Origin of the sequence: Streptomyces sp. NPDC014870 (assembly GCF_043081505.1) — a bacterium.
GTDB lineage: Bacteria > Actinomycetota > Actinomycetes > Streptomycetales > Streptomycetaceae > Streptomyces.
Genome location: NZ_JBIBWQ010000006.1, coordinates 165177 through 189753, shown reverse-complemented (window position 1 = coordinate 189753; position 24577 = coordinate 165177). Strand labels below are relative to the sequence as shown.

General features: G+C 71.4%; 25 protein-coding genes and 1 tRNA gene. 16 read left to right on the top strand and 10 right to left on the bottom strand.

Annotated features, from left to right (window positions below; all coding sequences use genetic code 11):
* Positions 1-34 precede the first annotated feature (34 nt).
* The 4 genes from ACF09C_RS18825 to ACF09C_RS18810 form a co-directional block, all read right to left on the bottom strand.
* Positions 35-727 (bottom strand): DsbA family protein, encoded by a 693-nt coding sequence (locus ACF09C_RS18825; RefSeq protein ID WP_392092547.1) that lies wholly within the window; start codon positions 725-727, stop codon positions 35-37.
* On the bottom strand, positions 724-1203 hold the full coding sequence (locus ACF09C_RS18820; protein ID WP_392092546.1) for a nucleoside deaminase: 480 nt from the start codon (positions 1201-1203) through the stop codon (positions 724-726). The genes ACF09C_RS18825 and ACF09C_RS18820 overlap by 4 nt, the downstream gene beginning before the upstream one ends.
* A gap of 14 nt (positions 1204-1217) precedes the next feature.
* The gene (locus ACF09C_RS18815; RefSeq protein ID WP_392092544.1) at positions 1218-1535 is read right to left on the bottom strand and encodes a DMT family transporter; all 318 of its coding nucleotides are present in this window, start codon (positions 1533-1535) and stop codon (positions 1218-1220) included.
* A gap of 61 nt (positions 1536-1596) precedes the next feature.
* Positions 1597-2019, bottom strand: coding sequence for a DMT family transporter (locus tag ACF09C_RS18810; RefSeq protein ID WP_392092543.1), 423 nt, complete (start codon positions 2017-2019; stop codon positions 1597-1599).
* A 141-nt stretch (positions 2020-2160) separates the two neighbouring features.
* Between ACF09C_RS18810 and ACF09C_RS18805 the strand changes: the two genes are divergently transcribed.
* The 7 genes from ACF09C_RS18805 (at position 2161) to ACF09C_RS18775 (ending at position 7969) form a co-directional block, all read left to right on the top strand.
* Positions 2161-2601: a MarR family transcriptional regulator gene (locus tag ACF09C_RS18805; RefSeq protein WP_362425935.1), complete on the top strand. Its 441-nt coding sequence runs from the start codon at positions 2161-2163 to the stop codon at positions 2599-2601.
* A gap of 291 nt (positions 2602-2892) precedes the next feature.
* Positions 2893-4362, top strand: a complete 1470-nt coding sequence (locus ACF09C_RS18800; RefSeq protein WP_392092542.1) for an AMP-binding protein — start codon at positions 2893-2895, stop codon at positions 4360-4362.
* Positions 4359-4634, top strand: a complete 276-nt coding sequence (locus tag ACF09C_RS18795) for a phosphopantetheine-binding protein (protein WP_362425941.1) — start codon at positions 4359-4361, stop codon at positions 4632-4634. Before ACF09C_RS18800 ends, ACF09C_RS18795 begins: the two co-directional genes overlap by 4 nt.
* Before the next feature lie 122 nt (positions 4635-4756).
* Complete coding sequence (locus ACF09C_RS18790; RefSeq protein ID WP_392092541.1) at positions 4757-5131, top strand: ectoine synthase; 375 nt, start codon at positions 4757-4759, stop codon at positions 5129-5131.
* A 79-nt stretch (positions 5132-5210) separates the two neighbouring features.
* A complete protein-coding gene (locus ACF09C_RS18785) occupies positions 5211-6329 on the top strand; it encodes an acyl-CoA dehydrogenase family protein (protein ID WP_392092540.1) in 1119 nt (372 codons plus the stop codon).
* 120 nt (positions 6330-6449) lie between these two features.
* Positions 6450-7127 carry a transglutaminase family protein gene (locus ACF09C_RS18780; protein WP_392092539.1) on the top strand — a complete coding sequence of 226 codons (678 nt, stop codon included), beginning with the start codon at positions 6450-6452 and terminating at the stop codon, positions 7125-7127.
* A gap of 14 nt (positions 7128-7141) precedes the next feature.
* On the top strand, positions 7142-7969 hold the full coding sequence (locus ACF09C_RS18775) for a maleate cis-trans isomerase (RefSeq protein ID WP_392092538.1): 828 nt from the start codon (positions 7142-7144) through the stop codon (positions 7967-7969).
* A 161-nt stretch (positions 7970-8130) separates the two neighbouring features.
* On the opposite strand, the gene ACF09C_RS18770 is transcribed toward ACF09C_RS18775, so the two are convergent.
* Entirely contained in the window at positions 8131-9072 is a 942-nt protein-coding gene (locus ACF09C_RS18770) for a ScbA/BarX family gamma-butyrolactone biosynthesis protein (protein WP_392092537.1), read from the bottom strand.
* Between the two features lie 122 nt (positions 9073-9194).
* On the opposite strand from ACF09C_RS18770, the gene ACF09C_RS18765 reads away from it, so the two are divergent.
* The gene (locus ACF09C_RS18765; protein WP_392092536.1) at positions 9195-9821 is read left to right on the top strand and encodes a ScbR family autoregulator-binding transcription factor; all 627 of its coding nucleotides are present in this window, start codon (positions 9195-9197) and stop codon (positions 9819-9821) included.
* Positions 9818-10786, top strand: coding sequence for an NAD-dependent epimerase/dehydratase family protein (locus ACF09C_RS18760; protein ID WP_392092535.1), 969 nt, complete (start codon positions 9818-9820; stop codon positions 10784-10786). Before ACF09C_RS18765 ends, ACF09C_RS18760 begins: the two co-directional genes overlap by 4 nt.
* Before the next feature lie 114 nt (positions 10787-10900).
* Here ACF09C_RS18760 and ACF09C_RS18755 read toward each other — a convergent pair whose 3' ends face one another.
* From ACF09C_RS18755 to ACF09C_RS18745, 3 genes are read right to left on the bottom strand one after another with little or no spacing between them, the layout of a single operon-like run.
* Entirely contained in the window at positions 10901-11692 is a 792-nt protein-coding gene (locus ACF09C_RS18755; RefSeq protein ID WP_392092534.1) for an ABC transporter permease, read from the bottom strand.
* Positions 11689-12666, bottom strand: coding sequence for an ATP-binding cassette domain-containing protein (locus ACF09C_RS18750; protein ID WP_392092533.1), 978 nt, complete (start codon positions 12664-12666; stop codon positions 11689-11691). Before ACF09C_RS18750 ends, ACF09C_RS18755 begins: the two co-directional genes overlap by 4 nt.
* Before the next feature lie 37 nt (positions 12667-12703).
* The gene (locus ACF09C_RS18745; protein WP_392092532.1) at positions 12704-13375 is read right to left on the bottom strand and encodes a DUF4097 family beta strand repeat-containing protein; all 672 of its coding nucleotides are present in this window, start codon (positions 13373-13375) and stop codon (positions 12704-12706) included.
* 398 nt (positions 13376-13773) lie between these two features.
* Between ACF09C_RS18745 and ACF09C_RS18740 the strand changes: the two genes are divergently transcribed.
* Complete coding sequence (locus ACF09C_RS18740; protein WP_392092531.1) at positions 13774-14304, top strand: flavoprotein; 531 nt, start codon at positions 13774-13776, stop codon at positions 14302-14304.
* Positions 14305-14426: 122 nt separating this feature from the next.
* On the opposite strand, the gene ACF09C_RS18735 is transcribed toward ACF09C_RS18740, so the two are convergent.
* Positions 14427-14499: transfer RNA gene (locus ACF09C_RS18735), tRNA-Arg, on the bottom strand.
* Between the two features lie 302 nt (positions 14500-14801).
* Here ACF09C_RS18735 and ACF09C_RS18730 point away from each other — a divergent pair.
* From ACF09C_RS18730 to ACF09C_RS18715, 4 genes are all read left to right on the top strand, one after another.
* Positions 14802-16406, top strand: a complete 1605-nt coding sequence (locus ACF09C_RS18730; protein ID WP_392092530.1) for a dynamin family protein — start codon at positions 14802-14804, stop codon at positions 16404-16406.
* A 6-nt stretch (positions 16407-16412) separates the two neighbouring features.
* On the top strand, positions 16413-18197 hold the full coding sequence (locus ACF09C_RS18725; RefSeq protein ID WP_392092529.1) for a GTPase: 1785 nt from the start codon (positions 16413-16415) through the stop codon (positions 18195-18197).
* A 184-nt stretch (positions 18198-18381) separates the two neighbouring features.
* Positions 18382-18903, top strand: a complete 522-nt coding sequence (locus ACF09C_RS18720; protein ID WP_392092528.1) for a single-stranded DNA-binding protein — start codon at positions 18382-18384, stop codon at positions 18901-18903.
* 280 nt (positions 18904-19183) lie between these two features.
* Complete coding sequence (locus tag ACF09C_RS18715; protein WP_392092527.1) at positions 19184-20605, top strand: Cys-Gln thioester bond-forming surface protein; 1422 nt, start codon at positions 19184-19186, stop codon at positions 20603-20605.
* A 175-nt stretch (positions 20606-20780) separates the two neighbouring features.
* Here the strand turns inward: ACF09C_RS18715 and ACF09C_RS18710 are convergent, their stop codons facing one another.
* Positions 20781-21572, bottom strand: a complete 792-nt coding sequence (locus ACF09C_RS18710) for an SDR family NAD(P)-dependent oxidoreductase (RefSeq protein WP_392092526.1) — start codon at positions 21570-21572, stop codon at positions 20781-20783.
* A 129-nt stretch (positions 21573-21701) separates the two neighbouring features.
* Here ACF09C_RS18710 and ACF09C_RS18705 point away from each other — a divergent pair, with 129 nt between their 5' ends.
* Entirely contained in the window at positions 21702-22778 is a 1077-nt protein-coding gene (locus ACF09C_RS18705) for an RNA polymerase subunit sigma-70 (RefSeq protein WP_392092525.1), read from the top strand.
* 132 nt (positions 22779-22910) lie between these two features.
* Positions 22911-24575: an energy-dependent translational throttle protein EttA gene (ettA, locus tag ACF09C_RS18700; RefSeq protein ID WP_362425995.1), complete on the top strand. Its 1665-nt coding sequence runs from the start codon at positions 22911-22913 to the stop codon at positions 24573-24575.
* The last annotated feature ends 2 nt before the right edge of the window (positions 24576-24577 follow it).

Genomic DNA, 24577 nt, shown 5'->3' with positions numbered 1-24577 from the left:
GGCCGGCTCCTTCGCCGGGTGCGACCTGCCGCGGTCAGCAGACGCCGTCGACACCGCACGCGGCGCCGAACGACTCGTCCCGCTGCTCCCGCTGCCGCGCCTGGGCGTCCAGGATCGCCTTGCGCAGCTGGGGCGCCGAGGGCACCCCCTCCACGCGGATGTCGCCGATCAGGAAGGTCGGGGCGACCTGGACCCGGTGGGCGGCGGCCTCCCTGAGCGCGTCCTGGTGCCGGGCGGTGTACGTGCCCTTCTCCAGGGCCGTACGGAACTCCGCCTGATCCAGGTCGAGTTCACCGGCGAGCCGGGTCAGGATCTCGATCTCGCCGAGGTCCAGGTCCTCCTGGAAGAAGGCCCGGAACATCCGCCGGGTGTACGCGTCGCCCTTGCCGTGCTCCTGCGCGTACTGGAAGCCCTCGAACGCGAGCCGGGTGTACGGCTGCGGCGAGACGGTCGGCAGCGTGATGTCCACGCCCATCCGCCGGGCCATCGGGTAGACGGCCCGCTTCCAGATGTCCGGCAGGTACGGGTCCTCCGGGCGGAGCGTGGGCTTCGGGTGCTCCCGCAGCTCGAACGGCTTCCACTCGACCTGGACGTCCAGGCCCTCGGTGGCCTCCTCCAGCGGCCCCTCCGCGAGCATGCAGAAGGGACACACGTAGTCGGACCAGATCTGGATCTTCACCTGCTCGGTGACCTGTTCGGTGACCTGCTCGGTGGACTGCTCGGTCATCGGACGCCGCCCTTCTGCGCGGTCAGGAACTCCTGGAACGGCACCTCGTGGCCCTCGACCGGGGCGTGCGTGACCCGGATCGGCCACTGGGTGGGGTCGGTCGCGAAGATCCCGTACGAGCTGCCGTAGTCGAAGCCGTACGCGCCGGCGGTCTTCCGGTCGGCGGCGAAGACGATGTGTCCTACGCCGAAGTAGCGGGCCACCATGTAGCACATGGCGCAGGGCTCGCCGGAGGCGATCAGGGTCGAGCCGGCGACGGCGAACACCCCGGCCCGCCTGGCCGCCTCGCGCAGCGCGACGACCTCCGCGTGCGCGCTGGCGTCGTGGTCCTCGCGGACCCGGTTGAACCCGGTGCCGAGCACCCGGTCGTCCTGGACGACGATCCCGGAGAACGGGATGCCGCCCTTGGCCACGTGCTCCCGGCTGATCCGTACGGCCTCGTGGACGTGCGGCAGCAGGGCGTCGATGTCGGTCATGACGTGCGCGCCGGTCAGACGGCGGTCAGGCGGAGCAGGACGGCGCCGCCGATGATGGACGCGAACGAGATCAGCCGGGCGGGGGTGATCTTCTCCTTGAAGATGATCGCGCCGCAGATGACCGTGCCGACGCCGCCGATGCCGGTCCAGATCGTGTAGCCGACCGAGACGTCGAGCTCCCGCAGGGCCAGCGACAGGGTGTAGATGCCGCCGGCGGCGGCGGAGAGCGTGAGCACGGACGGCCACAGGCGGGTGAATCCCTTGGTGGCGTTGGTGCCGAGGGCGAAGAGGACTTCGAAGACGATGGCGATGCCGAGGTAGACCCAGGTCATGGTGGTGACTCTTTCGGGAAGGTGGGACGGAGCGGAGGAAGTCGGGGAGGGGTGCCGAGGGTCAGCCGACGGGCTGCGCGGCGGGGGCGCTCTCGGCGTCGGCCGCGGCCTGCTTCTTCGCGGCGACGTTGTCGGAGATCCGCAGGCCGAGGGCGCCGCCGATGATCAGGATGAAGGCGAGCACCTTCCAGATGGTCATCTTCTCGTCGTAGATCAGCGTGCCGAAGACGACGGTGCCGACCGCGCCGATACCGGCCCACACGGTGTAGCCGACGCCGACGTCCACGGTCTTCAGGGCCATGGAGAGCGTGAAGATGCCGCAGGAGGCGGCGGCGACGGTGAGCAGGGACGGGCCGAGCTTGGTGAACCCGTCGGTGGCCTCGGTCGAGAGCGCGAAGGTGATCTCGAACAGCGAGGAGAACAGCAGCCAGGCCCAGCCGACGTTGGCGTTCTGCGGCTTTGCCTGCGGGGAGGGGGACGTCATGGAACTCACTCTCCAGGAAGTTGTTTGTCCGTGCAAGTTCTTAGAAGGCGTAGCCGGCCGGTGACGGACTGACGCGGCGCCCATGAGGTTGCATGAGCATGTACCCTGTTGTCAACGTCTCCATGAAAGGTGCGTCACCTTATGGCCGCTACCCACACCGCGTCGTCCGACCAGGTGGTCTGGAGCCGCCTCCTCGTCCTGCACTCCCGCGTGGAACGGGAGTTGGCGCAGGCGCTCCAGCGGCGCCACGGGATCGGCCTGTCCGAGTTCCGCGCGCTGGAATCCCTGACCCACGCCGAGGACAGCGAGCTGCGCATGCAGGACCTGGCCGAACGGGTCGGTCTCGGCCAGTCCTCGGTGACCCGCCTGGTCGCGCGGCTCGAAGTGGCCGGATTCGCCTTCAAGGACCTGTGTCCGTCCGACAAGCGCGGCGTCTACGCGGTGATCACGGACGAGGGGCGCGAGCGGGTCGCCGCGGCCCGTACGACCTACGCGGACGTGCTCTCCTCGGCGCTCAACGCGCTGACCGCCGACCCCGAGTACGCCTCCACGGTGCAGTCGCTGCGCGCCGCCGGCGCCTGACGGGCGCCACGTCCGCGCCTGCGGACAGAGTCGGTTCGGCACTCTCCCCCAACCCCTGACGCGCTGTCAATCGCGGGATCTCGGCATAGCGCGACAGGGGTGGTTTCGTTGCATGATCAAGCGTAACGAGAACGCGGTTCCCGCTTCTCGCATCGTCCGCCGCAGAGTGATTTCCATGCATGACGATGCAAGCACGTGCTCCACGAAGCACTGGATCGCACGTGATCTCGTTCGATCTCGCTTTATCTCGCTTGATCTCAACGACTCGACCGTCTCGGGGGAGAGACCGCCGTGCCATCGACACATCTCGCCGCATCCATCGACGCCCACAGCCGGGACCGCGCCGACCGGGTCGCCCTCTCGTACGACCGGCGCACCCTCACCTACGCCGAGCTGGGCGACCTCACCACGGAGCTCCGCGCGCAGCTGCGCCGCCTGGAGCTGCCGGCCGGCAGCACCGTCTGCGTCCCCGCCCACAAGACACCGGAGACCATCGCCCTGCTGACGGCGGTCTTCCACGAGGGCCTGATCGCCCTCGCACCCTCGCCCGACCTGGGCATCGCCGCCCGCACCCGGCTGGCCCAGCAGGCCCGTGCGTCCCACAGCCTCACCGTCGCCGCCGACGGCGCCCTGACCGCCGAGGCGGTCGTCGCCAACGCGGTGGAGGCCGAGGGCTTCGACCGGGCGGACGCCGGCCGCACCCGCCTCCTGCTGACCACCTCGGGCTCCACCGGCACCCCGAAGATCGTGCCGATCCCCGCCGAGGGCTTCGACGCCTTCGCCGACTGGGCCACCGCCGAGCTCGCCCTCACCGGGGACGACGTGGCGCTCTCCTACGCCCCGCTCAACTTCGACCTCGCCCTGCTCGACGTCTGGACCTTCCTGCGGCTCGGCGCCCAGGTCGCCCTGGTCCCGAAGGACCGGGCCACCGAAGCCCCGTACCTGCAGGGCCTGGTGGGCGGCCGCGAGGTCACCTTCGTCCAGGGCGTGCCCATGCTGCACCGCCTCCTGGTCACGGGCGGACCGGAGTTCACCGCCGTCCGCACCCTCATCACCACGGGTGACTCGCTCGCCCCCGAGCTCCTGGAGCCGATGACCCGGACGTTCCCGAACGCCCGGTTCCACAACATCTTCGGCTGCACGGAGACCAACGACTCGTTCGTCCACGCCATCGACCCGCACACGGCCGCCGCGCCGCCGATCGGCCGCCCGCTCGCCGGCGTGCGCGCCCTCGTGGTCGACGCCGACGGAGGGACCGTCACGGGCGCCGGAACCGGCGAACTCCTCGTCTCCACCCCGTTCCAGACCGCCGGCTACCTCAGGTCGGCCCTGAACGAGCAGGCGTTCACGGTCCGCGAGGGCCATGTCTACTACCGCACCGGCGACATCGTCTCCCGTACGGACGAGGGCCTGTTCACCCTCGAAGGCCGGGCGGACTGGCAGGTCAAGGTGCGCGGCGTACGCACCAACCTCCAGGAGGTCGAGACCGTCGTCGCCGCCCACCCGGACGTCGCCGAGGCCGTCGTCGTGGCGCTGCCCGACGAGCAGACCGGCGTCCGCCTGCACGCCCACGTCACCCGGCACCCGGCCACCGCGCTGACCGGTCTGCGCCTGCGGACCCACATCAGCAAGCACCTTCCGCGCCACGCGATCCCGTCCTCGGTGCACGTCACGGAGGCCCCGATGCCCCGGACGTCGACGGGCAAGCCCGACCGGAACCTCATCAGGAACAACCGCATGAAGGAGACCCAGACCGCATGAGCGAGACCGGCGCCACCCACGTGACCGCGGAGATCCGCACGTACCTCGTCACCGAGTTCCTGGCGGGCGAGGACTCCTCGGACCTCACCGACGACTACGACCTGATCGACTCCGGGGTGATCGACAGCCTCGGCCTCGTCCGGCTGATCTCCCACATCGCGAGCCGTTACGGCGTGCCCGTGGACGACATCGACTTCGGCCCGGACGACTTCCGGACCCTCACCGCGATCACCCGCCTCGTCCGGGAGAACGCCCCGGCCACGGCGGCCTGACACCACCACGGCACATCCGCTCATCACGGCACATCCGCGAGCCGCACGCGCACCGCACACCGCACGCGCAGCGCACACCGCACCCGCACCGCCCACCACACCACACCTGAGGGAGTACCCGCATGTTCACCCGCAGCGTCGACGACGTCGTTCCCGTCCAGTGGGGCAACGGCACCAGCCACCGCCTGCTCACCAAGGCCGACGGCATGGGCTTCGCCGTGGCCGTGACCCTCGTCCGGCAGGGCACCACCAGCGCGCTGCAGTACCGCGACCACCTGGAGGCCTGCTACTGCGTCGCCGGCTCCGGTGAGGTCGTGGAGAAGGACGGCACCCGGCACAAGATCACGCCCGGCACGATCTACGCCCTGGACGAGCACGACCCGCACTACCTGATCGCGTCGGACTACGAGGACCTGCACCTCATCTCGGTCTTCAACCCGCCGATCGTCGGCGACGAGAAGCACAAGCTGTCGGCCGACGGCTTCTCCCAGTACTGAGCCGCCCCGCCCCCGGGGCGGCACCCGCCCCCGCCGCCCCGGGGCACCCCTTCCCACCCGATGTGACAAGGACCAGGCTGTGACCGACGACCTCTTCCACCTCGCCACCCCGTGGGCCGACAAATTCAACGCCGACCTCGGCGACCTGGACCGCGCCGGCGCGTTCCCGTCCGACAAGTGGCCCGCCGTCCAGGACTCCGGGATCCTGCGGACCCCCTTCCACCCCGACTACGGAGGCCACGGCCGGTCCCTGACCGAGACCATGCGCGTACTGGAGGGACTCGGTCACACCTCCCGCGACGCCGGCCTGTCCTTCTCCACGTCCACCCAGATCGTCTCCGTGGGCGTCCCGCTCCAGCAGTTCGGCAGCGAGGAGCTCAAGCGGCGCCACCTGCCCCGGATCATGGCCGGTGACGTGATCACCGCCCACGCCATCACCGAGGAGTCCGGCGGCTCGGACGCCATGAACTCCACCACGACCGCCGTCCTCGACGGCGACCACTACGTCGTGGACGGCAGCAAGATGTTCATCACCAACGCCCCCGTCGCCGGCCTCTTCCTGCTGTACGTGCGCACCGGCGCCCCGGGCCCGTTCGGACTGACCACCCTGCTCGTCGAGGCGGACACGCCCGGACTGACCGTCGGTCCCGCCATGGACAAGATCGGCCTGCGCACCAGCCCGATCGGCACGCTCGCCTTCGACGGGCTGCGCGTCCCGGTGTCCCAGCGGGTCGGCCGTGAAGGCGCCGGCTTCCGCGTCCTGGACTACGTCATGAAGCGCGAGGTGCTCTTCGCCTTCTCGATCACGCTCGGCGAGATGACCCGCCGCCTCGAGGACACCATCCGCTTCGCCAAGTCCCGTACCCAGTTCGGCCAGACGATCGGTTCGTACCAGGCCGTCTCCCACAAGATCGCCGACATGAAGATCAGCCTGGAGACGGCGCGCAAGTGGCTGCGCGACACCGGCGCCAAGGTGGAGGCCGGCCAGGACGCGGCCATCGACCTCGCCGCCACGAAGACTGTCGTCTCCGAGGCCAATCTGAGGCTGGCGCTCGACGCCGTCCAGATCCACGGCGGACGCGGCGTCCTCACCAGCCACGGCGTCGAGCGCGAGCTGCGCGACTCCGTCGCCGGGACCATCTACTCCGGCACGAGCGAGATCCAGCGCAACCGCATCGCCGCCCTCCTCGGCCTCTGACCCGGCCTACGACCGGGCCTACGACCGGGCCTCTGCCCCGGATTCCGACCGGGCCTCTGCCCCGGGCTCTGCCCCGGGCCTCCGCCCCGGCCTCTGACGATCCCAAGGGAACCGACTGTGATGACCCTCGACCTGTACGACTGGCTGACCCGGCCCACCGAGTTCCTCGACTACGAGACCGACGCCGTCCAGACCTTCATCGACGGCGTGGTCAAGGACCGCGCGTCCGACAAGCGCACCATGGCCGTCGAGCTCTACTACGCCGTCCGCGACGGCGTCTTCTACGAGGTCTACGGCGCGGACCTGTCCCCCGACGGACTGAAGGCCTCCCACACCGCCACCACCAAGTCCGGCTTCTGCCTGCACAAGTCGGCCCTCTACGCCGCCGCCGTCCGTGCCCTCGGCATCCCCTCCCGGCTCGTCTACGGCGACGTCCGCAACCACCTCGCCTCGCCCCGGCTGATCGAGCACATCGGCGGCGACGTCTTCTTCCACGGCCTCACCCAGGTCTACCTGGACGGCAAGTGGATCAAGGCGACCCCGGTCTTCAACAAGATGCTCTGCAAGCTCTACGGCATGGAGGCCCTGGAGTTCGACGGCCTCGAGGACAGCCTCTACCACCCGTACGAAGGCGGCGCGGGCGCCATGGAGTTCCTCACCGACCACGGCGCCTTCGACGACGTCCCGTACGACTTCGTCATCGGCTCGATGCGCGCCCGGCACCCCAAGTTCCTCAGCGACACCGGTACGGGCACCAGCACCGTGGCCGGCGGCCGGCTGGCCGACGAAGCCAAGTAAGGAGAGTCACGACCATGACCCAGGCCACCGAGCCCCCCCGGGCCACCACGCCCACCGACGGCTGGGACGCCGCCATCCGGATCGGCGTCGTCGTCCCGCACGCCGACGTCGGCCCGGAGGCCGAACTCCAGGCCATGGCCCCCGCGTCGGTCTCCATCCACGGCTCCCGCGTCCACTTCGGCGCGATGCGCGCCGGCGGCGAGATGGACGAGAAGATTCCGCACGACCCGGTCCGCGCGTTCGTCGAACCGCCCTTCCTGGACCAGGCCGTCGAGCAGCTCGCCGCCTCGCCCCTGCACGCGCTGACCCTCGGCTTCACCTCCTCCAGCTACGTGCTGAAGGCGGCCGGGGAGCGCGAACTGTACGAGCGGCTGCGCCCGGTGACCCGGGAGCTGCCGATCACCGGCACGACCCGGGCCGCCCGGGCCGCGTTCACGGCGCTCGGCGCCCAGCGGATAGCCCTGGTCAACCCGCCGTGGTTCGACGACGAGCTCTCCGGCCAGGGCGCCGACTACTTCCGGGAGTTCGGCTTCGACGTGGTCCACCACGGGCCGTGCGGGCTGCCGTCGAACCAGAAGGCGATCACTCCGCAGAACCTCTCGGAGTGGCTCCGCACCACCGTCGCCGCCCACCGGCCGGACGCCGTCCTGGTCGCGGGCAACGGCATCCGCGCGGTCGGCACCATCAAGCCGCTGGAGGCGGAGCTGGGCTTCCACGTCGTGACCGCCAACCAGGCGATCTTCTGGCACGCCCTGCACCTGGCCGGCGCGACGGCCATCAGCGAGGGTGTCACCGAGTACGGCGCCCTCTTCGCCCGCCCGGCGCCGGTGGACGCGGCCTGATCCACGGGGGGGCTGATCCACGCGCGGGGCTGATCCACGCGCACGCCTGGTCCACCCGCACGCCTGGTCCACCCGCACGGCTGATCCACGCGCGGGTGAGCCCGGACGGCCGACGGCCGCCCGGGCTCACCCCCGGGGATCGGGTCCCCGCGAGGACCCGATCAGAGCGCGGCGGGCACCTCGTACAGCGCGACGACCGCGGTGAAGATCTCCTCGTCGTTCTGCTCCGCCGTCACCAGCACGTGCGGCCGCCCGGCCGGATCGTCCGGCAGCGTCCTGGTGATGATCCAGCACGGCGCGTCCAGTTCGGCGTACCGGGTGAAGTCGCAGCTCATGCCGGCGACCAGGGTCTGCCGCGGGTGGGTCGCGGCCTGCGCCGCCTGGCGCGCGGCCTCCAGGAGCAGCATGCCCGGGGCGTGGTCGACGGGGTGGTCGAACAGGACGGGGTGCGAGGTGTCCGTCCGCAGCTGCCAGCGGCCGGGGACGTCGGTGCAGGAGAGCACGACGTCCTGGAACCGGGTCCGGCCCGTCTCGTTCGTCGGGGACGGCGGCGGCAGCGGAACGGCGCGCGCGTTGGCGCTCGCGATGTCGGCGTACGGTCCGCGCAGCCGCTCGTAGACCGCCCGGTCCTGGATGGTGAACCGGGTCCTGGCCCTGGCGAGACGGCGTCCCGCGCGGGTGGCCTCGACGGAGAGGGTGAGGGCGGTCGCCCGCCCCTTGCGGTACTTCACGTCCGAGCAGCTGATGTGGAGCTCGACGTACGCGTCCTCGCCGTCGGCCCACAGCTCGTCCGGGGCGATGTCCCAGCCGAAGTCCTTCCACAGCAGCTGGTGCCCGAACGGGACGTCGTACGCGGCGTGGGAGAGCATCGGCAGCGTCTGACGCACCGTCTCCGTCATGAACAGGGGGTCGAACCTGCCGTGCCGCGCCAGATAGAAGGCGTGCTCGCGCGGCCAGCGCGCGGTGACGGTGAAGGTGTCGTCCCCGGTGCGGCACCAGCTCACGAGGAGCACCTCGGCCGGGTTCGTCTTGTGGGTGTACGACATCGGAACGGGCACGGTGTTGGTGGTCGTCCGGTCCTGTGCGAGTTCTATCGGAGGCACAACAGTTCTCCCCTGACTGTTTCCAGATATTCGCGGACCTGCACACTGGTGTGGTGGCTGGCCGCTCACATAAGATAGTGGTCACTCTTTTTCTTTGTCGATGTATTCGGGGTAACGGCGCAGTGGCGGAACACAGGCAGGAACGGGCGGTCCGCACGAGGGAGCTGGTGCTCCGAGCTGCGGCGGAGGTGTTCGACGAGTCCGGGTACATCGGCGCGAGCATCACCAAGATTCTCGATCGGGCGGGCGTCACGGCGGGCGCCGTGTACTTCCATTTCCGGTCGAAGGAGGGACTGGCCCGTGCGGTCATCCTGGAGCAGGCGGCCGATCTGCAGTTCCCCGAGGGGGAGGGCGGCCTCCAGCAGCTTCTGGACATGACCGGCTACCTCGCCGTGGAGATGCAGCACAACACCCTGCTGCGGGCCGGCGTCCGGCTCGCCGTCGAGCAGGGCGTCGTCGGCCCGCAGGAGTACACGATCTACGAGTGGTGGGCCGACCGGTTCCACCAGGAGTTCGTCCGGGCCCGGGAGATGGGCCAGTTGCTCGACGACGTGGACGTGGCCGCCTTCTCGCAGCTCCTCGTCGCCGCCTACACCGGTACGCAGGTCATGTCCCAGCTCGCCACCGGCCGCGCCGACCTGCCCCGCCGGATCAGCGACATGTGGCGATGTCTGCTGCCCGCGCTGGCCCCCGCCGAGGTCATCGCCGAGCTGCGGGTACCCGTCGACGGCACCGTGGCCGCCACGTGAGCGCTCTGCGCGTCGTACTGACCGGGGCGACCGGCTTCGTCGGCTCCCGCGTCCTGCACACCCTCACCTCCACCGCCCAGGCCGCCGGCCGCCCCCTCTCCGTCCGGGTCCTGGGCCGTTCCACCGCCGCTCCCGCCGCCGTGACCGCTGCCGCCACGGCGGACGTGACCTGGACGTCCGTGGACCTGACGGACCGTGACTCGCTGCGGAAGGCGGCGAGCGGCGCGGACGTCCTGATCCACCTCGCCTCCCGGATCTCCGGCGACGAGGCCCAGTGCGCGGCGGTCAACATCGAGGGCACCACCGCCCTCGTCGAGGAGTCCGTCCACTGGGGCGTGGACCGGATCGTCCACCTCTCCACCGCCGCGGTCTACGGACCGGGCCCGCACCGCGGCATCGCGGTCGACGAGATCGTTCCCGCCCCCGTCTCACCCGCCAGCCGTACCCGTCTGGCCGGCGAGTCCCCGGTCCTTGCGGCCGGCGGAACGGTTCTACGCCCGGGCCTGGTGCTCGGCGCCGGCGACCGCTGGGTGGTGCCCGCCCTCGCGGAGCTGCTCGCCCGCGTCCCGGCCCGCTGGGACGGTGGCCGCGGCCTGCTCTCCGTCGTGGATGTCGACGACCTCGCCCGCCTCGTCGTCGGCCTGGCCACGTCCGAGGCCGCCCCACCACCGGGCGTCCACCACGCCAGCCACCCCGTCCCGGTGAGCAACGGCGACCTGATGGCGGAGCTGGCCGCCCTGGACATCCTGCCCAAGGCCGACGACGACTGGTCCTGGGACGCCTGCCTGGACCGGCTCCGCGCGGCGCCCGGCCGGACGAGCGAGCGGCAGTTCTCCCTGCTGGCCCAGGACCACTGGTACGCGAGCGAATCCATCTGGCGGACCGCCTCCTGCCCCCCGGGCCCCGGCCCACTGACCCGCCTCGCGGCGGCGGCCCCCTGGTACCGCTCGTTCCTGGCGGGGTGACGCGAGCGCGAGAGGCCACGAGCAAGGGCGGCGCACTCCGACCGATGGTCGGTGTACGCCGCCCTCTCGTGCGTGGCGGGTGGTCGCGGGTTCCGGCCCGCGTGGTCACGGCGACTACTTCGGGTCGTCGTTGAACTTCGAGGTCGACCAGAAGTAGCCGAGCACCGCGAGGCCGACGCACCAGGCGACCGCGAGCCAGCCGTTGTGGCCGATCTCGGTGCCGAGCAGCAGACCGCGCAGGGTCTCGATGGCCGGCGTGAAGGGCTGGTACTCCGCGATCGGCTGGAACCAGCCCGGCATCGAGGAGAGCGGGACGAAGGCGCTGGACAGCAGCGGCAGCAGGATCATCGGCATCGCGTTGTTGCTGGCGGCCTCCGCGTTCGGGCTGATCAGGCCCATGCCGACGGCGATCCAGGTGAGCGCGAGGGCGAAGAGCACGAGCAGTCCGAAGGCCGCGAACCACTCCAGGAGGGTGGCGTCGGTGGAGCGGAAGCCGATGGCCACGCCCACCGCGCCGACGAGCACGACGCTGATCACGGACTGCAGGACGCTGCCGACGACGTGCCCGACGAGCACCGAGCCGCGGTGGATCGCCATGGTGCGGAAGCGGGCGATGATGCCCTCGGTCATGTCGTTGGCGACGGAGACCGCCGTGCCGATCGTGGTGGAGCCGATCGTCATCAGGAGCAGACCCGGGACGATGTAGGCGATGTACCTGGCCCGGTCCGGCTCGCCGCCGCCGATGCCCACGCTCATCGTCTCGCCGAAGATGTAGACGAAGAGCAGCAGCAGCATGATCGGCGTGAGCAGCAGGTTCAGGGTGAGCGACGGGTAGCGCCGGGCGTGCAGCAGGTTCCGCCGCAGCATGGTGGAGGAGTCGCGCAGGGCGAGGGAGAGGGAGCTCATCGGACAGCCTCCTTGGGCTGGTCGGGGATGCCGGCGGTGGAGCCGGTGGAACCGGTGGCGGTCAGGGCGAAGAAGACGTCGTCGAGATCGGGCGTGTGCACGGTCAGTTCGTCGGCCTCGATGCCGGCCGCGTCCAGGCGGTCGAGGATGGAGCGCAGTTCGCGCTGGCTGCCGTCGCTCGGGAGCTGGAGCGCCAGGGCCTCGTCGTCCCGGGTGGCGTCCTCGCCGAGCGCGGTGCCGGCCGCCCGGTACGCGGACGGGTCGGCGAAGCGGAGCCGTACGTGCCCGCCCGGGATGAGCCGCTTGAGCTCCTCCGCGGTCCCCTCGGCGACGATCGTCCCGCCGTGGAGCACGGCGATCCGGTCGGCGAGTTCGTCGGCCTCCTCCAGGTACTGGGTGGTGAGGAAGACGGTGACGCCGTCGGCTACGAGCGTGCGGATGATCTGCCACATGTTGTGGCGGCTGCGCGGGTCGAGGCCGGTGGTCGGTTCGTCGAGGAAGATGATCCGCGGGTCGCCGACCAGGGTCATGGCGATGTCGAGGCGGCGCTTCATGCCGCCGGAGTAGGTGGAGGCGGGCTTCTTCGCGGCCTCCACGAGGTCGAAGCGCTCCAGGAGTTCGGCGGCGACCCGCCGTCCTTCCTGCTTGGACAGGTGGTTGAGGTCCGCCATGAGGAGCATGTTCTCCTCGCCGGTGATCAGACCGTCGACGGCGGAGAACTGTCCGGTGACGCCGATCGCGGCGCGCACGGCCTGCGGCGCGGTGGCGAGGTCGTGGCCGCCGACGCGGACCTCACCGCTGTCGGCGGAGACGAGCGTGGAGAGGATCTTCACGGCGGTGGTCTTGCCGGCGCCGTTCGGCCCGAGCAGGGCGAACACGGATCCGGCGGGGATGCGCAGGTCGACTCCGTCGAGGACGGTCTTGTCGCCGTAGGACTTGCGCAGTCCGGTCGCCGAGATGGCGAGGTCGGTCATGGGGGTCACTCCTTCTCGAAGGCTGGGGCTCGGGCGCTCAGAGGCTGCGGGCGGTGATGTCGCCGAAGGCGGTGGTCGCGTGGACGGTCAACTCGGCGGCGCCGCCGCCGGAGTTCTGGAGCGAGTTGTGGATCCGGCCGTGGGCGGTGCCGGCGTCCAGGGCGGCGGAGACCCCGCGGGCGGCGCCGACGGTGATCCCGCCGGCCTCGGTGCGCAGGGTGACCGTGCCGCGCACGGCCTCGGCGACCTGGATGTCGCCCTTCTGGGTGCTGATCTCGGCGGAGCCGCCGAGGCGGGCCACCGACACGTCGCCGGCCTGGAGGACGAGCCGGGCGCCGACGACCTCGTCGAGCTCGACCGTGCCCTGCTGGCCCTCGAACGCGACGTCACCGAGCGGCCCGGTGGAGCGGAACTCGCCGGCGGCCGCCTTGGCCTCGACCCGGGAGCCGGCCGGCACCTTGACGGTCACGTCGATGAAGCCGCCGTTGCCGAGCACCCGGCTCTTCGCCTCGGGGACCTCGACCCGCAGGACACCGTCGGCGTAACCGACCTCGGTCTGCTCGGCCGCCTTCACGTCGCGGCTCTTGCCCGGGTCCGCGGGCCGGACCTCGACGGTGGCCTCGGCCTGGTCGGCGGCGACGATCCGGATGACACCGGCGGGGATGTCGAGGACGGCGGTGACGGGGGCGGTGGTGGCGAAGGTCTGCATGGTTCTCTCCTGGTTTCCGTTGCCGGGCCCGTTGCCGGGCTCGTCGTTTCCGATGAGTGAAACACTACGTTGCGTTCGAGGGTGTGGCAACAAGCCTGTTGCGCAAGAAACCGGTAATCGCAGGTAGTTGCGGCAATTTCGTTGCAACGGGATTGATTGCAATGCAACGCACCCCTGTCATAGCGTTGCAATGGAACGAGATTGAACGCTATGCGGGCGACAACGAGAGGGCCCTCCCGGGGGAGGCCCTTCTGGCTGTGCCGCGGAGCCGGTGACTCCCCGGCCGCAACAGACGCTCACGGCAAGGCGCCAGGCGCCTGGTCGCCGGCGCGGCGGCCCCTGACCGGCGACGTACGCTGCACGAACTCCACCGACTGAGCCGCCCACTGGGAGTCCGCGTGACCACACAGCCATTCCTGTATGTCGTCGTCTGCGCCGCGGGCATCGCGGGCGACGCCCACAAGCTGATCACCGCAGCGCAGGAGCGGGGATGGGGCGTCGGTGTCATAGCCACACCACAGGGCCTCGGCTTCCTCGACACCGAGGCGGTCGAGGCGCAGACCGGCTTCCCGATCCGCTCGGCCTGGCGCAGCCCCGGCGACCCGCGCCCCCTCCCACCCGCCGACGCCATCGCCGTCGCGCCGGCCACCTTCAACACCATCAACAAGTGGGCCGCGGGCATCACCGACACCCTCGCCCTGGGCGTCCTGTGCGAGGCGTACGGCACGGGCGTCCCGACGGTGGTCCTGCCGTACGTGAACGCCGCCTTGGCCGCCCACCCGGCGTACCGCCGGAGCCTGGACCAACTGCGAGAGATGGGCGTCCTGGTCGGCTCGTACGAGCCGCATCGACCGAAGGCCGACGGGGGCGCGGAGGAGTTCCGGTGGGAAGAGGCACTGGATCTCCTCGGAGACGCACCGTCTGGATGAGCCGCACCCCGAGCGGGGCGGTGACGCACGAACCGCCGTACCGGGCCACCCGCCCGCCCCCACCGCCCAGAACCGGCCACCACCAGCAAAAAGACCCTCCCGAAGGAGGGTCTCGCGCGGTGCGCCCCCGGCAGGACTCGAACCTGCGGCCAAGTGCTTAGAAGGCACCTGCTCTATCCACTGAGCTACGGGGGCCGGGTGGTGGATCGGTGGCCGGGAGCCCCTGGTGGGTGGGGCTTGGCCGGTTGGGTCAAGGATAGGGCTCTGATCCCCTTGGCCCGGTTGCTTCACCTGCGTGCCACGATGTGGAGGTTCGGTGAAGCGGAACGATAATCGCAGGCAGGTGCGATTCCCGCAGTGTTTTTCACGCCACTGGGCCCGGGTGTTGTGCACTCGTTATGCCTGAGGCTCCCGTCATCCTTCGTTCGGTCGGCGCGCAGGGCCCTTATACGCTTCAAAAAGGCTCCAAAATTGGGCATTCTTCGCATGTGGTGACCTTGGACGAACGGCCTCAGCTGATCGACGCACTCTCCGCCCTGCGCGACTGTGTCGCGGCCGTGCGTCTCCCCCTTCCCCTCCCGGGCGCCCCACGCGCCCGCCAGAGCCGGGCCGAGCTGCTCGCCCAGCTCGACGACTATCTGGTGCCCCGGCTGAAGGACCCCCACGCCCCCCTGCTCGCCGTCGTCGGCGGGTCCACCGGGGCCGGGAAGTCCACGCTCGTCAACTCCCTTGTGGGGCGCCGGGTCAGCGAGGCCGGCGTGCTCCGGCCCACCACCCGTACGCCCGTGCTCGTCTGCCACCCCGACGACCACCACTGGTTCGCCGGCATGCGCATCCTGAACCAGCTCACCCGCGTCTGGCTGCCCCAGCAGGACGAGGAGGCCGCCGAGGAGCCCCCCGAGGAGAACGCGCTGCGCGTCGAGACCTCCTCCGCCCTCACCCCCGGGCTCGCCCTGCTCGACGCCCCCGACATCGACTCCCTCGTCGTCGAGAACCGGCTGCTGGCCTCCGAGTTGATCTGCGCCGCCGACATCTGGGTCATGGTCACGACCGCCTCCCGGTACGCCGACGCCGTCCCCTGGCACCTGCTCCGTACCGCCAAGGAGTACGACGCCACGCTCGTCACCGTCCTCGACCGCGTCCCGCACCAGATCATCGGCGAGGTCTCCCGGCAGTACGAGGCACTGCTCGACAAGGCCGGCCTCGGCGACGTACCCCGGTTCACCATCCCCGAGCTGCCCGAGTCCGCGGGCGGCGGCAGCGGGCTGCTGCCCGACACCGCCGTCGCCCCGCTCCGCGCCTGGCTCGCCCACCGCGCCCAGGACCCCGCCGCGCGCCAGCAGGCCGTCGGCCGGACCGCCACCGGCGTCATCGACTCCCTCGACTCCCGGATGCCCGAACTCGCCGCCGCGGTCGCCGCCCAGTACGCCGCCGCCGTCCGGCTCGGCGGCGCCGTCGAGGGCGCGTACGAGGAGCAGGGCGAACGCGTCCGGCAGCAGGTGCGGCGCGGCGCCGTCCTCGCCGGTGACGCCCGCACCCGCTGGCGCGGCTACCCCCGCGACAGCTCCGCCGACGAACTGCTCGACGCCCTCGTCGAGTCGCTCGCCGCCCTGCTCCAGTGCGCGGTGGCCGCCGCCGACGAACGTGTACGGGACGCCTGGCGCCGCGAACCCGCCGCGGCCGCCCTCGGCCCCGTCCACGCGGCCCCCGACCGCGAGGCGACCGAGCGGATCGAGCTGACCGTACGGCGCTGGCGGCGCGAACTCGACGAGCTGGCCGAGGAGGAACTGCGTACCACCGAGCGGCCCGGCACCGCCCGTACCGCCGCGCCCGACGCCGACACCGTCGCCGCCCTGCTCTCCGCGGCCCTCCTCGGCGGCCGCCGCACCCGCAGCGCCGGCGAGCGGCTCGCCGAACTCCTCGGCGCCCAGGCCGCCCTGCGCCTGCGCGACAAGGGCGGCGCGCTGCTCACGACGTGCCTCGACCGCGCGCTGCACACCGAACGCGACCGGCGCATCGCCCCCCTCGACGCCCTCGACGTGACCCCCGAGCCGCAGGCGGAGCTGATCGCCGCGCTCTCCGTACTGCAGAAGGAGAAGTGAGGACCGGTGAGCAGCAGCACGGTGGACGATCGTTGGGACGACGGGCTCATCGCGCGGAGGGCGGCCGAGCGGGCCGCGCAGCCGCCGGGGGAGGCGCAGGCCGACCCTGAGGAAGACAGCCTTCCGCCGCTCGGCGGGCAGTACGGCGGCTCCCTGCGGACCCGCCTCGACGCCCTCCACGAACTCGTCGGCCTCTCCCGTACGCGCCTGGCGGGCGACACGCTCTCCGAGGCCGGACGCGTGCTCGACGAGGCCGCCGCCCGCCAGCGGCTCTCCGCCCGGCACACCGTCGTCGCGATCGCAGGCCCCACCGGCAGCGGCAAGTCGACGCTCTTCAACGCCCTCGCCGGCGTCCCCGTCTCCGAGACCGGCCTGCGCCGCCCCACCACCTCCGCGCCCATCGCGCTCAGCTGGTCCGAGGGCTCCGCCGGTCTCCTCGACCGCCTCGCCGTCCCCGGCCGGCTCCGCCGCCGCCCCCTGGCGGGCGGGGCGGCCGACGAGGACCTCCAGGGGCTCGTCCTGATCGACCTGCCCGACCACGACTCGGCCGTCACCGCGCACCGCGACCAGGTCGACCGCGTCCTCGCCCTGGTCGACGCCGTGATCTGGGTCGTGGACCCGGAGAAGTACGCCGACGCCGCGCTCCACGAGCGCTATCTGCGTCCGCTCGCCGGCCACGCCGAGGTCACCTTCGTGGTCCTCAACCAGGTCGACCGGCTGGGGCCCGACGCCTCCGACCTCGTCCTGGACGATCTGCGCAGGCTCCTCGACGAGGACGGCATGGCCCTCGGCGAACACGGCGAACCCGGCGCCACCGTCCTCGCGCTCTCCGCGCTCACCGGGGAGGGCGTGGGCGAACTGCGCGAGCTCCTCGGGCGGTTCGTCACCGAGCGGACAGCGCCCGCGCTCCGCCTCTCCGCCGACGTCGACGCGGCCGCGGCCCGGCTCCGGACGGCATACGTCTCCGACGGCCAGACCGGCCTGGGGGAGCGGGCCCGGGAGGACTTCTCGGCCCGGCTCGCCGTCGCCGTCGGCGCCACCGCGGCGGGCGAGGCCGCCGAACGCGTCTGGCGCCGGGGCGCCATCCGCGCCTGCGGCACGCCCTGGCTGCGGCTCTACCGCTGGTACGAACGGCTCCGCGCGCACGGTTCCACCGACCCGCGCCTCCAGGCACCCCTGGAGGACGAACTCACGGCGAGGCAGCGGGTCGAGCAGGCCGTGCGGGTCGTCGCCGACGACGCCTCGCGTGGACTCCCGGCGCCGTGGGCGCAGGCGGTGCGCGAGGCGGCGGCACGGGGCGCCGACGGGCTGCCGGAGGCGCTCGACGAACTCACCGCGACCATCGGCGACCCGGCCGCCCGGCCCCCGCGCCCCGCCTGGTGGCCCGCGGCCGTCCTGGCGCAGGTCCTGATGACGCTGCTGCAGATCTTCGGCGCGCTGTGGCTGGTCGGCCAGATCGTCGGCGTCGTGGAGCCCGGGCTGCTGCCCCCCGTCCTCATCATGCTCGGCGGCATCGTGGGCGGTCCGCTGGTGGAGTGGGCGTGCGCGGCGGCGGTGAAGGGACCCGCGCGGCGGTACGGGCAGGAGGCCGAGCGGAAGCTGCGGGAGGCGGCGGCCGCGTGCGGACGGGCCCGCGTCCTGGACCCGATCGCGGCCGAGTTGATGCGCTACCGGGAGGTCCGCGACCAGTACGTGACGGTGTCGGGGACGCGCTCGGGGGCCCGGGTGGCGCGGCTGGGCGCCGTCGGCATGCGCTGGGGCGGTACGAGGCCGGGGGCGCGGGTGCGGTGAGCCGTCGGCGCCTGCCCGGTCGGACGTCACCCTCCGGGGTGACGGAGTTTTCCCCAACCCGCCCTCCCCGCACAGGCTTCGGCGCGCTTCGCCGTACTGCTCCACCATGAACGCCATGGAGCGCATCGAAGCGCACCGAAGAGCACTGAACCACTCTCAATGGGTGTGAAGCGGGGGGAACGGCATGAACGACACGATGGTGACGCTTGTCGGGAACGTGGCGACGAGCGTGGAGTACCGGGACACGGCGACGGGCGGGGTGGCCCGGTTCCGGTTCGCGGTGACCGCGCGCCGCTGGGACCGGGAGCGCGGCACCTGGTCGGACGGACACACCAGCTTCTACACGGTGTTCGCGTGGCGGACCCTCGGCGCCCACCTCGCGGCCTCGGTCTCGGTGGGGGAACCGCTGATCGTGCACGGCCGGTTGCGGGTGCGGGAGGAGGAGTTCGCCTCCGGGCCCGGGGAGGAGGGCGCCGCCGGGGCGGAGGTCAGGCGCAGGACGTTCGTGGACATCGACGCGGTGGCGGTGGGCCACGATCTGACCCGGGGAACGGCGGCATTTCGGCGGGCGGTGAAGGCCGAGCCACGCACGACGGAACGTCAGGGAAACGGAGCCGGGGGCACGGTGGAGCGCGACCTCTGGGAGGCTCCGAACCCCCCGAAAGCGGCAGCCCGTGCAGCCCAGGAGCTGGAACCCGCGCACTGAAAGGGAGTTGTGGGGGGGGATTTGTCGACACCGCGACCTGTGCATACAGGGCTGTGGGTGCCCGCTGATAACGATTCTGAGTCGGTATGGTTATCAGCTCGTATGGGCGGGCACCGGGGGCTTCCGCGTCCCTAGGATTCCCAGGTACTCATACGGGACTTGAGTAAGCACTTGAGTCGACAGTGAGTCAACCGGGTCTGTGATTCTGCTGGCGATGCGCTCCCCCCACGTGTCATGTCATGACGGACGGCACGGAGCACCTCGCCTGGAGGGGAAATTCATGTTTTCTGTTCGGAGGCGCGGCGTCGCCCGCCTTGCCGCCGCGACCGTGGTCTCTGGCCTCGTCGCGGCCGGCGCGATAGCCGTAGCGGGACCGGCGCTGGCCGAGGATGGGGCTGACGGCACCGGCGGCGCGACCGCCACGCTGGGCAAGCTCACCGTCTTCGACACGGTCAAGATCAAGGGCAAGGGCGAGATCTCCGCCGGCCTGTTCCAGATGCAGGCCACGCCCGGCGGCACGCTGCAGACCTACTGCATCGACCTGTACACCGGCGCCAAGACGGGCCAGGAGTACAAGGAGGTCGGCTGGGACCAGTCGTCCCTCCACAACAACGCGAACGCGGGCAAGATCCGCTGGATCCTGCAGAACTCCTACCCGCAGGTGAACGACCTCGACGCGCTCGCGAAGAAGGTCGGCGCGAAGAACCTGACCGAGAAGACCGCCGCCGCCGCCACGCAGGCCGCGATCTGGCACTTCTCGGACAACGTCGACGCCAAGCCGGTCAACAAGGACGCCAAGAAGCTGACCGAGTACCTGGAGAAGGAGGCGGTGAACCTGGAGGAGCCGAAGGCCTCCCTCAGCCTCTCGCCGTCCTCCGTCGCCGGTAAGTCGGGCGAGCGCCTCGGCCCGATCACCGTCGACACCAACGCCGCCTCCGCCGCGGTCTCCCTCGCCCCGGGCGCCCCCGCGGGCGTCAAGCTGGTCGACAAGGACGGCAAGGTCGTCACCAACGTCGCCAAGGGCGGCCAGGTGTTCTTCGACATCCCGGCCGGCACCCCGGACGGCGCCGCCGAGCTCAAGGTGCAGGCCGACACGACCGTTCCGATCGGCCGTGCCTTCGTCTCCACCAAGGTCAAGAGCCAGACCCTGATCCTGGCCGGCACCAGCACCTCCAGCGTCACCGCCAAGGCCAACGCCACGTGGGCCAAGAAGGGCGCGATCCCGGCCGTCTCGGCCGAGAAGAACTGCGCCAAGGGCGGCCTGGACGTCACGGCGTCCAACGAGGGCGACGAGGACTTCAACTTCGAGGTCAAGGGCCAGAAGGTCACCATCGGCGCCGGCCAGTCGAAGACGGTCACGATCCCGCTCGCCGAGGACGAGGCCTACGACTTCACCATCACCGGCCCGAACGGCTTCGAGAAGAACTTCAAGGGCGTTCTCGACTGCAAGACGGCCACCCCGGGCCCGCTCCCGTCGGAGACCCCGTCGACCGAGCCGTCCGTCTCTCCCACCCCGTCCGCGGGCACGGCCGGTGGCTCCACCACCGGTGAGACCACCGGCTCCACCACCGGTGGCGGCGACCTCGCCGAGACCGGTAGCTCCAACGCCACCCCGATGATCGCCGGCATCGCCGCGCTCCTCGTGGTTCTCGGCGGCGGCGCGGTCTTCTTCCTCCGCAAGAAGAAGACGGCCGGCCAGTAAGGGCCAGTAGGCACAGGTAGTACCCCGCCTCACGGCGGCCGACGGCCCCGACGCGCACTCCGCGCGCCGGGGCCGTCGCACGTCCATCGCACGCCCGCGCCCGTCCGCCGTACGTCCATCGCACGCCCGCGCCCGTCCGCCGTACGTCCGCGCCCGTCCGAGTGCGTGCAAGCCCTCAGTCGTCCAGGCTGCCCATGGTCAGGTTGACCGTCGTCCCCGTCAGTCCGCTCGCGCGGTCGGAGGCCAGGAAGGCGGCGACGCCCGCCAGTTCGTCCAGGCTCATGAGCCGTCGCGGGTGGGTCCGGGCCGCGAGGGACTCCTGCCACTGCTCCCACGTCAGACCCGAGGCCGCCGCGCGCGGTTCGAAGGCCTCGCGGATCGTGCGGGTCTCCGGCATCGCCTGGGGCCGCAGCCCCACCACACGGAGGCCCAGCGGGGCGAGTTCGGCGGACAGGGCGCGGGTGAGAGCCTCCTTCGCCGCCATCGCGGGGCCGTAACCGCCCACCAGGGGGATGCCCGTGCGGGAGTGGAGCGCGGTCACAGTCATGATCACCCCGGATCCCCGCTCGACCATCCGCCGGGCCGCGAGCCGCGCGGTCAGGAAGTACGCGCGGGTGCACGCCGCGATCGGCAGGGCGAAGCGCTCGGCCTCGAGGTCCGTCAGCGGGACGCCCAGGATCTCGGCGTTCGGGATGCCGACGGCGTCGAAGGAGACGTCGAGCCGCCCCGCCCGCTCGGTCACCGACCGCAGGTACCGGTCCACCGCCCCCTCGTCGAGCGCGTCCACAGCCGCGGCCCGGGCGGACCCGCCGGCCGCGACGACCTCCTCGGCGACGGCTTCGACGGGGCCCGCGCGGCGCCCGCTCAGAAACAGCTCCGCGCCCTCCGCCGCGAAGGCCCGCGCGACGGCGCCCCCGATCGCGCCCCCGGCTCCGTGGACCACCGCGACCTTGTCCTTGAGCAGCATGGCCGACTCCCTTCATGAGCGGGTGAGCCCCGAAGAGGCAGACACCGCGGCCGCCGGAAACCGGGCGCCCGCCGACCGCCCGGTTCGCCCCTCCACCGGTGTCCGTACAGGATGGAGGTGGTGGAACCCATGCCAGCCGACCCGACGACAGCCGACCTGACCGCAGCCGACCCGACCACGGCCGCCCCGATCACAGCCGACCTCGTCACGAGGGCGCGGGACGGCGACGGCGAGGCGTTCCGTGCGCTGACCGAGCCACACAGGCGCGAGCTGCACGTGCACTGCTACCGGATGCTCGGCTCCCTCCAGGACGCCGAGGACGTCCTCCAGGACACGCTGCTTGCCGCCTGGCAGGGCCTCGGCGGCTTCGAGGGCCGCGCCTCGGTCCGTACCTGGCTCTACCGGATCGCCACCCACCGCTGCCTCAACGCGCGGCGCTCGGCTAACCGGCGCCGCGCCCGCGCGTGGGACATGCCCGGCGTCGTACCGCCCGAGCCCACCGGGCACGGCGAGGTCCCCTGGCTCGAACCCCTCCCCGACGCCCTCCTCGCCGGGGCGGCCGACACGCCGCTCGGCCCCGAGGCGCGCTACGAACAGACGGAGTCCCTCACCCTGGCCTTCGTCACGGCTCTCCAGACCCTGCCGCCCCGCCAGCTCGCCGTCCTCGTCCTGCGCGACGTCCTCGGATTCCACGCGGCCGAGGTCGCCGAGATGCTGGACACGACCACCGGCGCGGTCGACAGCGCCCTCAAGCGCGCCCGGGCCACGCTGAGCCGCCGCGCCGAAGCACCGACCGCGCAGGCCACCCCCGGCAGCCCCGCCGAGCAGGCACTCGTGACGTCCTTCGTCCGCGCCTACGAAACCGGTGACCTGGACGCGCTGCTCACCCTGCTCACCGAGGACGTCCTCGTCTCCATGCCGCCGATCCCGCTCACGTACGCAGGCCGGCCCGCCGCGGCCCGCCTCTTCGCGGCGATCTTCGCCTCCGGTCGCCGCGTCGACCTCGTCCCCACCCGAGCCAACGGCCAGCCCGCCTTCGCCGCCTACCTCCGCACCGCCACCTCCACCGGCCCCCGCCCCGGCGCGGGCCTCTTCGTCCTCACCCTCACCCCCACCGCCGACCGCATCACCGCCTTCACCCGCTTCGACGCGACCCTGCTCCCCCGCTTCGCCCTCCCCACCGCCCTCCCCGCCCACGAGGCGTGACCGCGCGGTCACCGAACCCGCCCCTCGAAGCCCCAGGTCAGCGGAGCCGGGGCGGACTGGTTTCCGTCACGGGGTGGCGGTCAGGCAAGATGGGGTGTATCTGCCCACTCACTCTTTGCCGGACGGTTTCTCTTGGCTGAGTACATCTACACGATGCGCAAGACGCGCAAGGCGCACGGCGACAAGGTCATCCTCGATGACGTGACGCTGAGCTTCCTGCCCGGTGCGAAGATCGGTGTGGTCGGCCCGAACGGTGCCGGTAAGTCCACCGTCCTCAAGATCATGGCCGGTCTTGAGCAGCCGTCCAACGGTGACGCGTTCCTGTCGCCCGGGTACAGCGTCGGCATGCTCCTCCAGGAGCCCCCGCTCGACGAGTCCAAGACGGTCCTGCAGAACGTCCAGGACGGCGCCGCCGAGATCATGGGGAAGCTGCACCGCTTCAACGAGGTCGCCGAGCTCATGGCGACCGACTACTCGGACGCGCTCATGGAGGAGATGGGCAAGCTCCAGGAAGACCTGGACCACGCCAACGCCTGGGACCTGGACGCGCAGCTGGAGCAGGCCATGGACGCGCTGGGCTGCCCGCCCGGTGACTGGCCGGTCGTCAACCTCTCCGGTGGCGAGAAGCGCCGCGTCGCGCTCTGCAAGCTGCTCCTGGAGGCCCCCGACCTGCTGCTCCTCGACGAGCCCACCAACCACCTGGACGCCGAGTCCGTGCAGTGGCTGGAGCAGCACCTCGCCAAGTACCCCGGCACCGTCGTCGCCGTCACCCACGACCGGTACTTCCTCGACAACGTGGCCGAGTGGATCCTGGAGCTCGACCGCGGTCGCGCCCACCCCTACGAGGGCAACTACTCCACCTACCTCGACGCCAAGGCCTCCCGCCTCAAGGTCGAGGGCCAGAAGGACGCCAAGCGCGCGAAGCGTCTGAAGGAAGAGCTCGAGTGGGTGCGGTCCAACGCCAAGGGGCGTCAGGCCAAGTCCAAGGCCCGTCTGGCTCGTTACGAGGAGATGGCGGCCGAGGCCGACAAGATGCGGAAGCTGGACTTCGAGGAGATCCAGATCCCGCCGGGCCCGCGCCTGGGCTCCATCGTCGTCGAGGTCGAGAACCTCTCCAAGGCCTTCGGCGACAAGGTCCTCATCGACGACCTCTCCTTCACGCTGCCGCGCAACGGCATCGTCGGTGTGATCGGCCCGAACGGCGCCGGCAAGACCACGCTCTTCAAGATGCTGCAGGGCCTGGAGACCCCGGACTCCGGCTCCGTCAAGGTCGGCGAGACCGTCAAGATCTCGTACGTCGACCAGAGCCGCGCCAACATCGACCCCAAGAAGACGCTGTGGGCCGTCGTCTCCGACGAGCTGGACTACATCAACGTCGGCCAGGTCGAGATGCCGTCCCGCGCCTACGTCTCCGCGTTCGGCTTCAAGGGCCCGGACCAGCAGAAGCCCGCCGGCGTCCTCTCCGGCGGTGAGCGCAACCGCCTCAACCTCGCGCTCACCCTCAAGCAGGGCGGCAACCTGCTGCTCCTCGACGAGCCGACCAACGACCTCGACGTCGAGACGCTCTCCTCCCTGGAGAACGCCCTGCTCGAGTTCCCGGGTGCGGCCGTGGTCATCTCCCACGACCGCTGGTTCCTCGACCGAGTCGCCACGCACATCCTGGCGTACGAGGGCGACTCGAAGTGGTTCTGGTTCGAGGGCAACTTCGAGTCCTACGAGAAGAACAAGATCGAGCGCCTCGGCCCGGACGCGGCCCGTCCGCACCGCGCCACGTACAAGAAGCTGACCCGAGGCTGAGC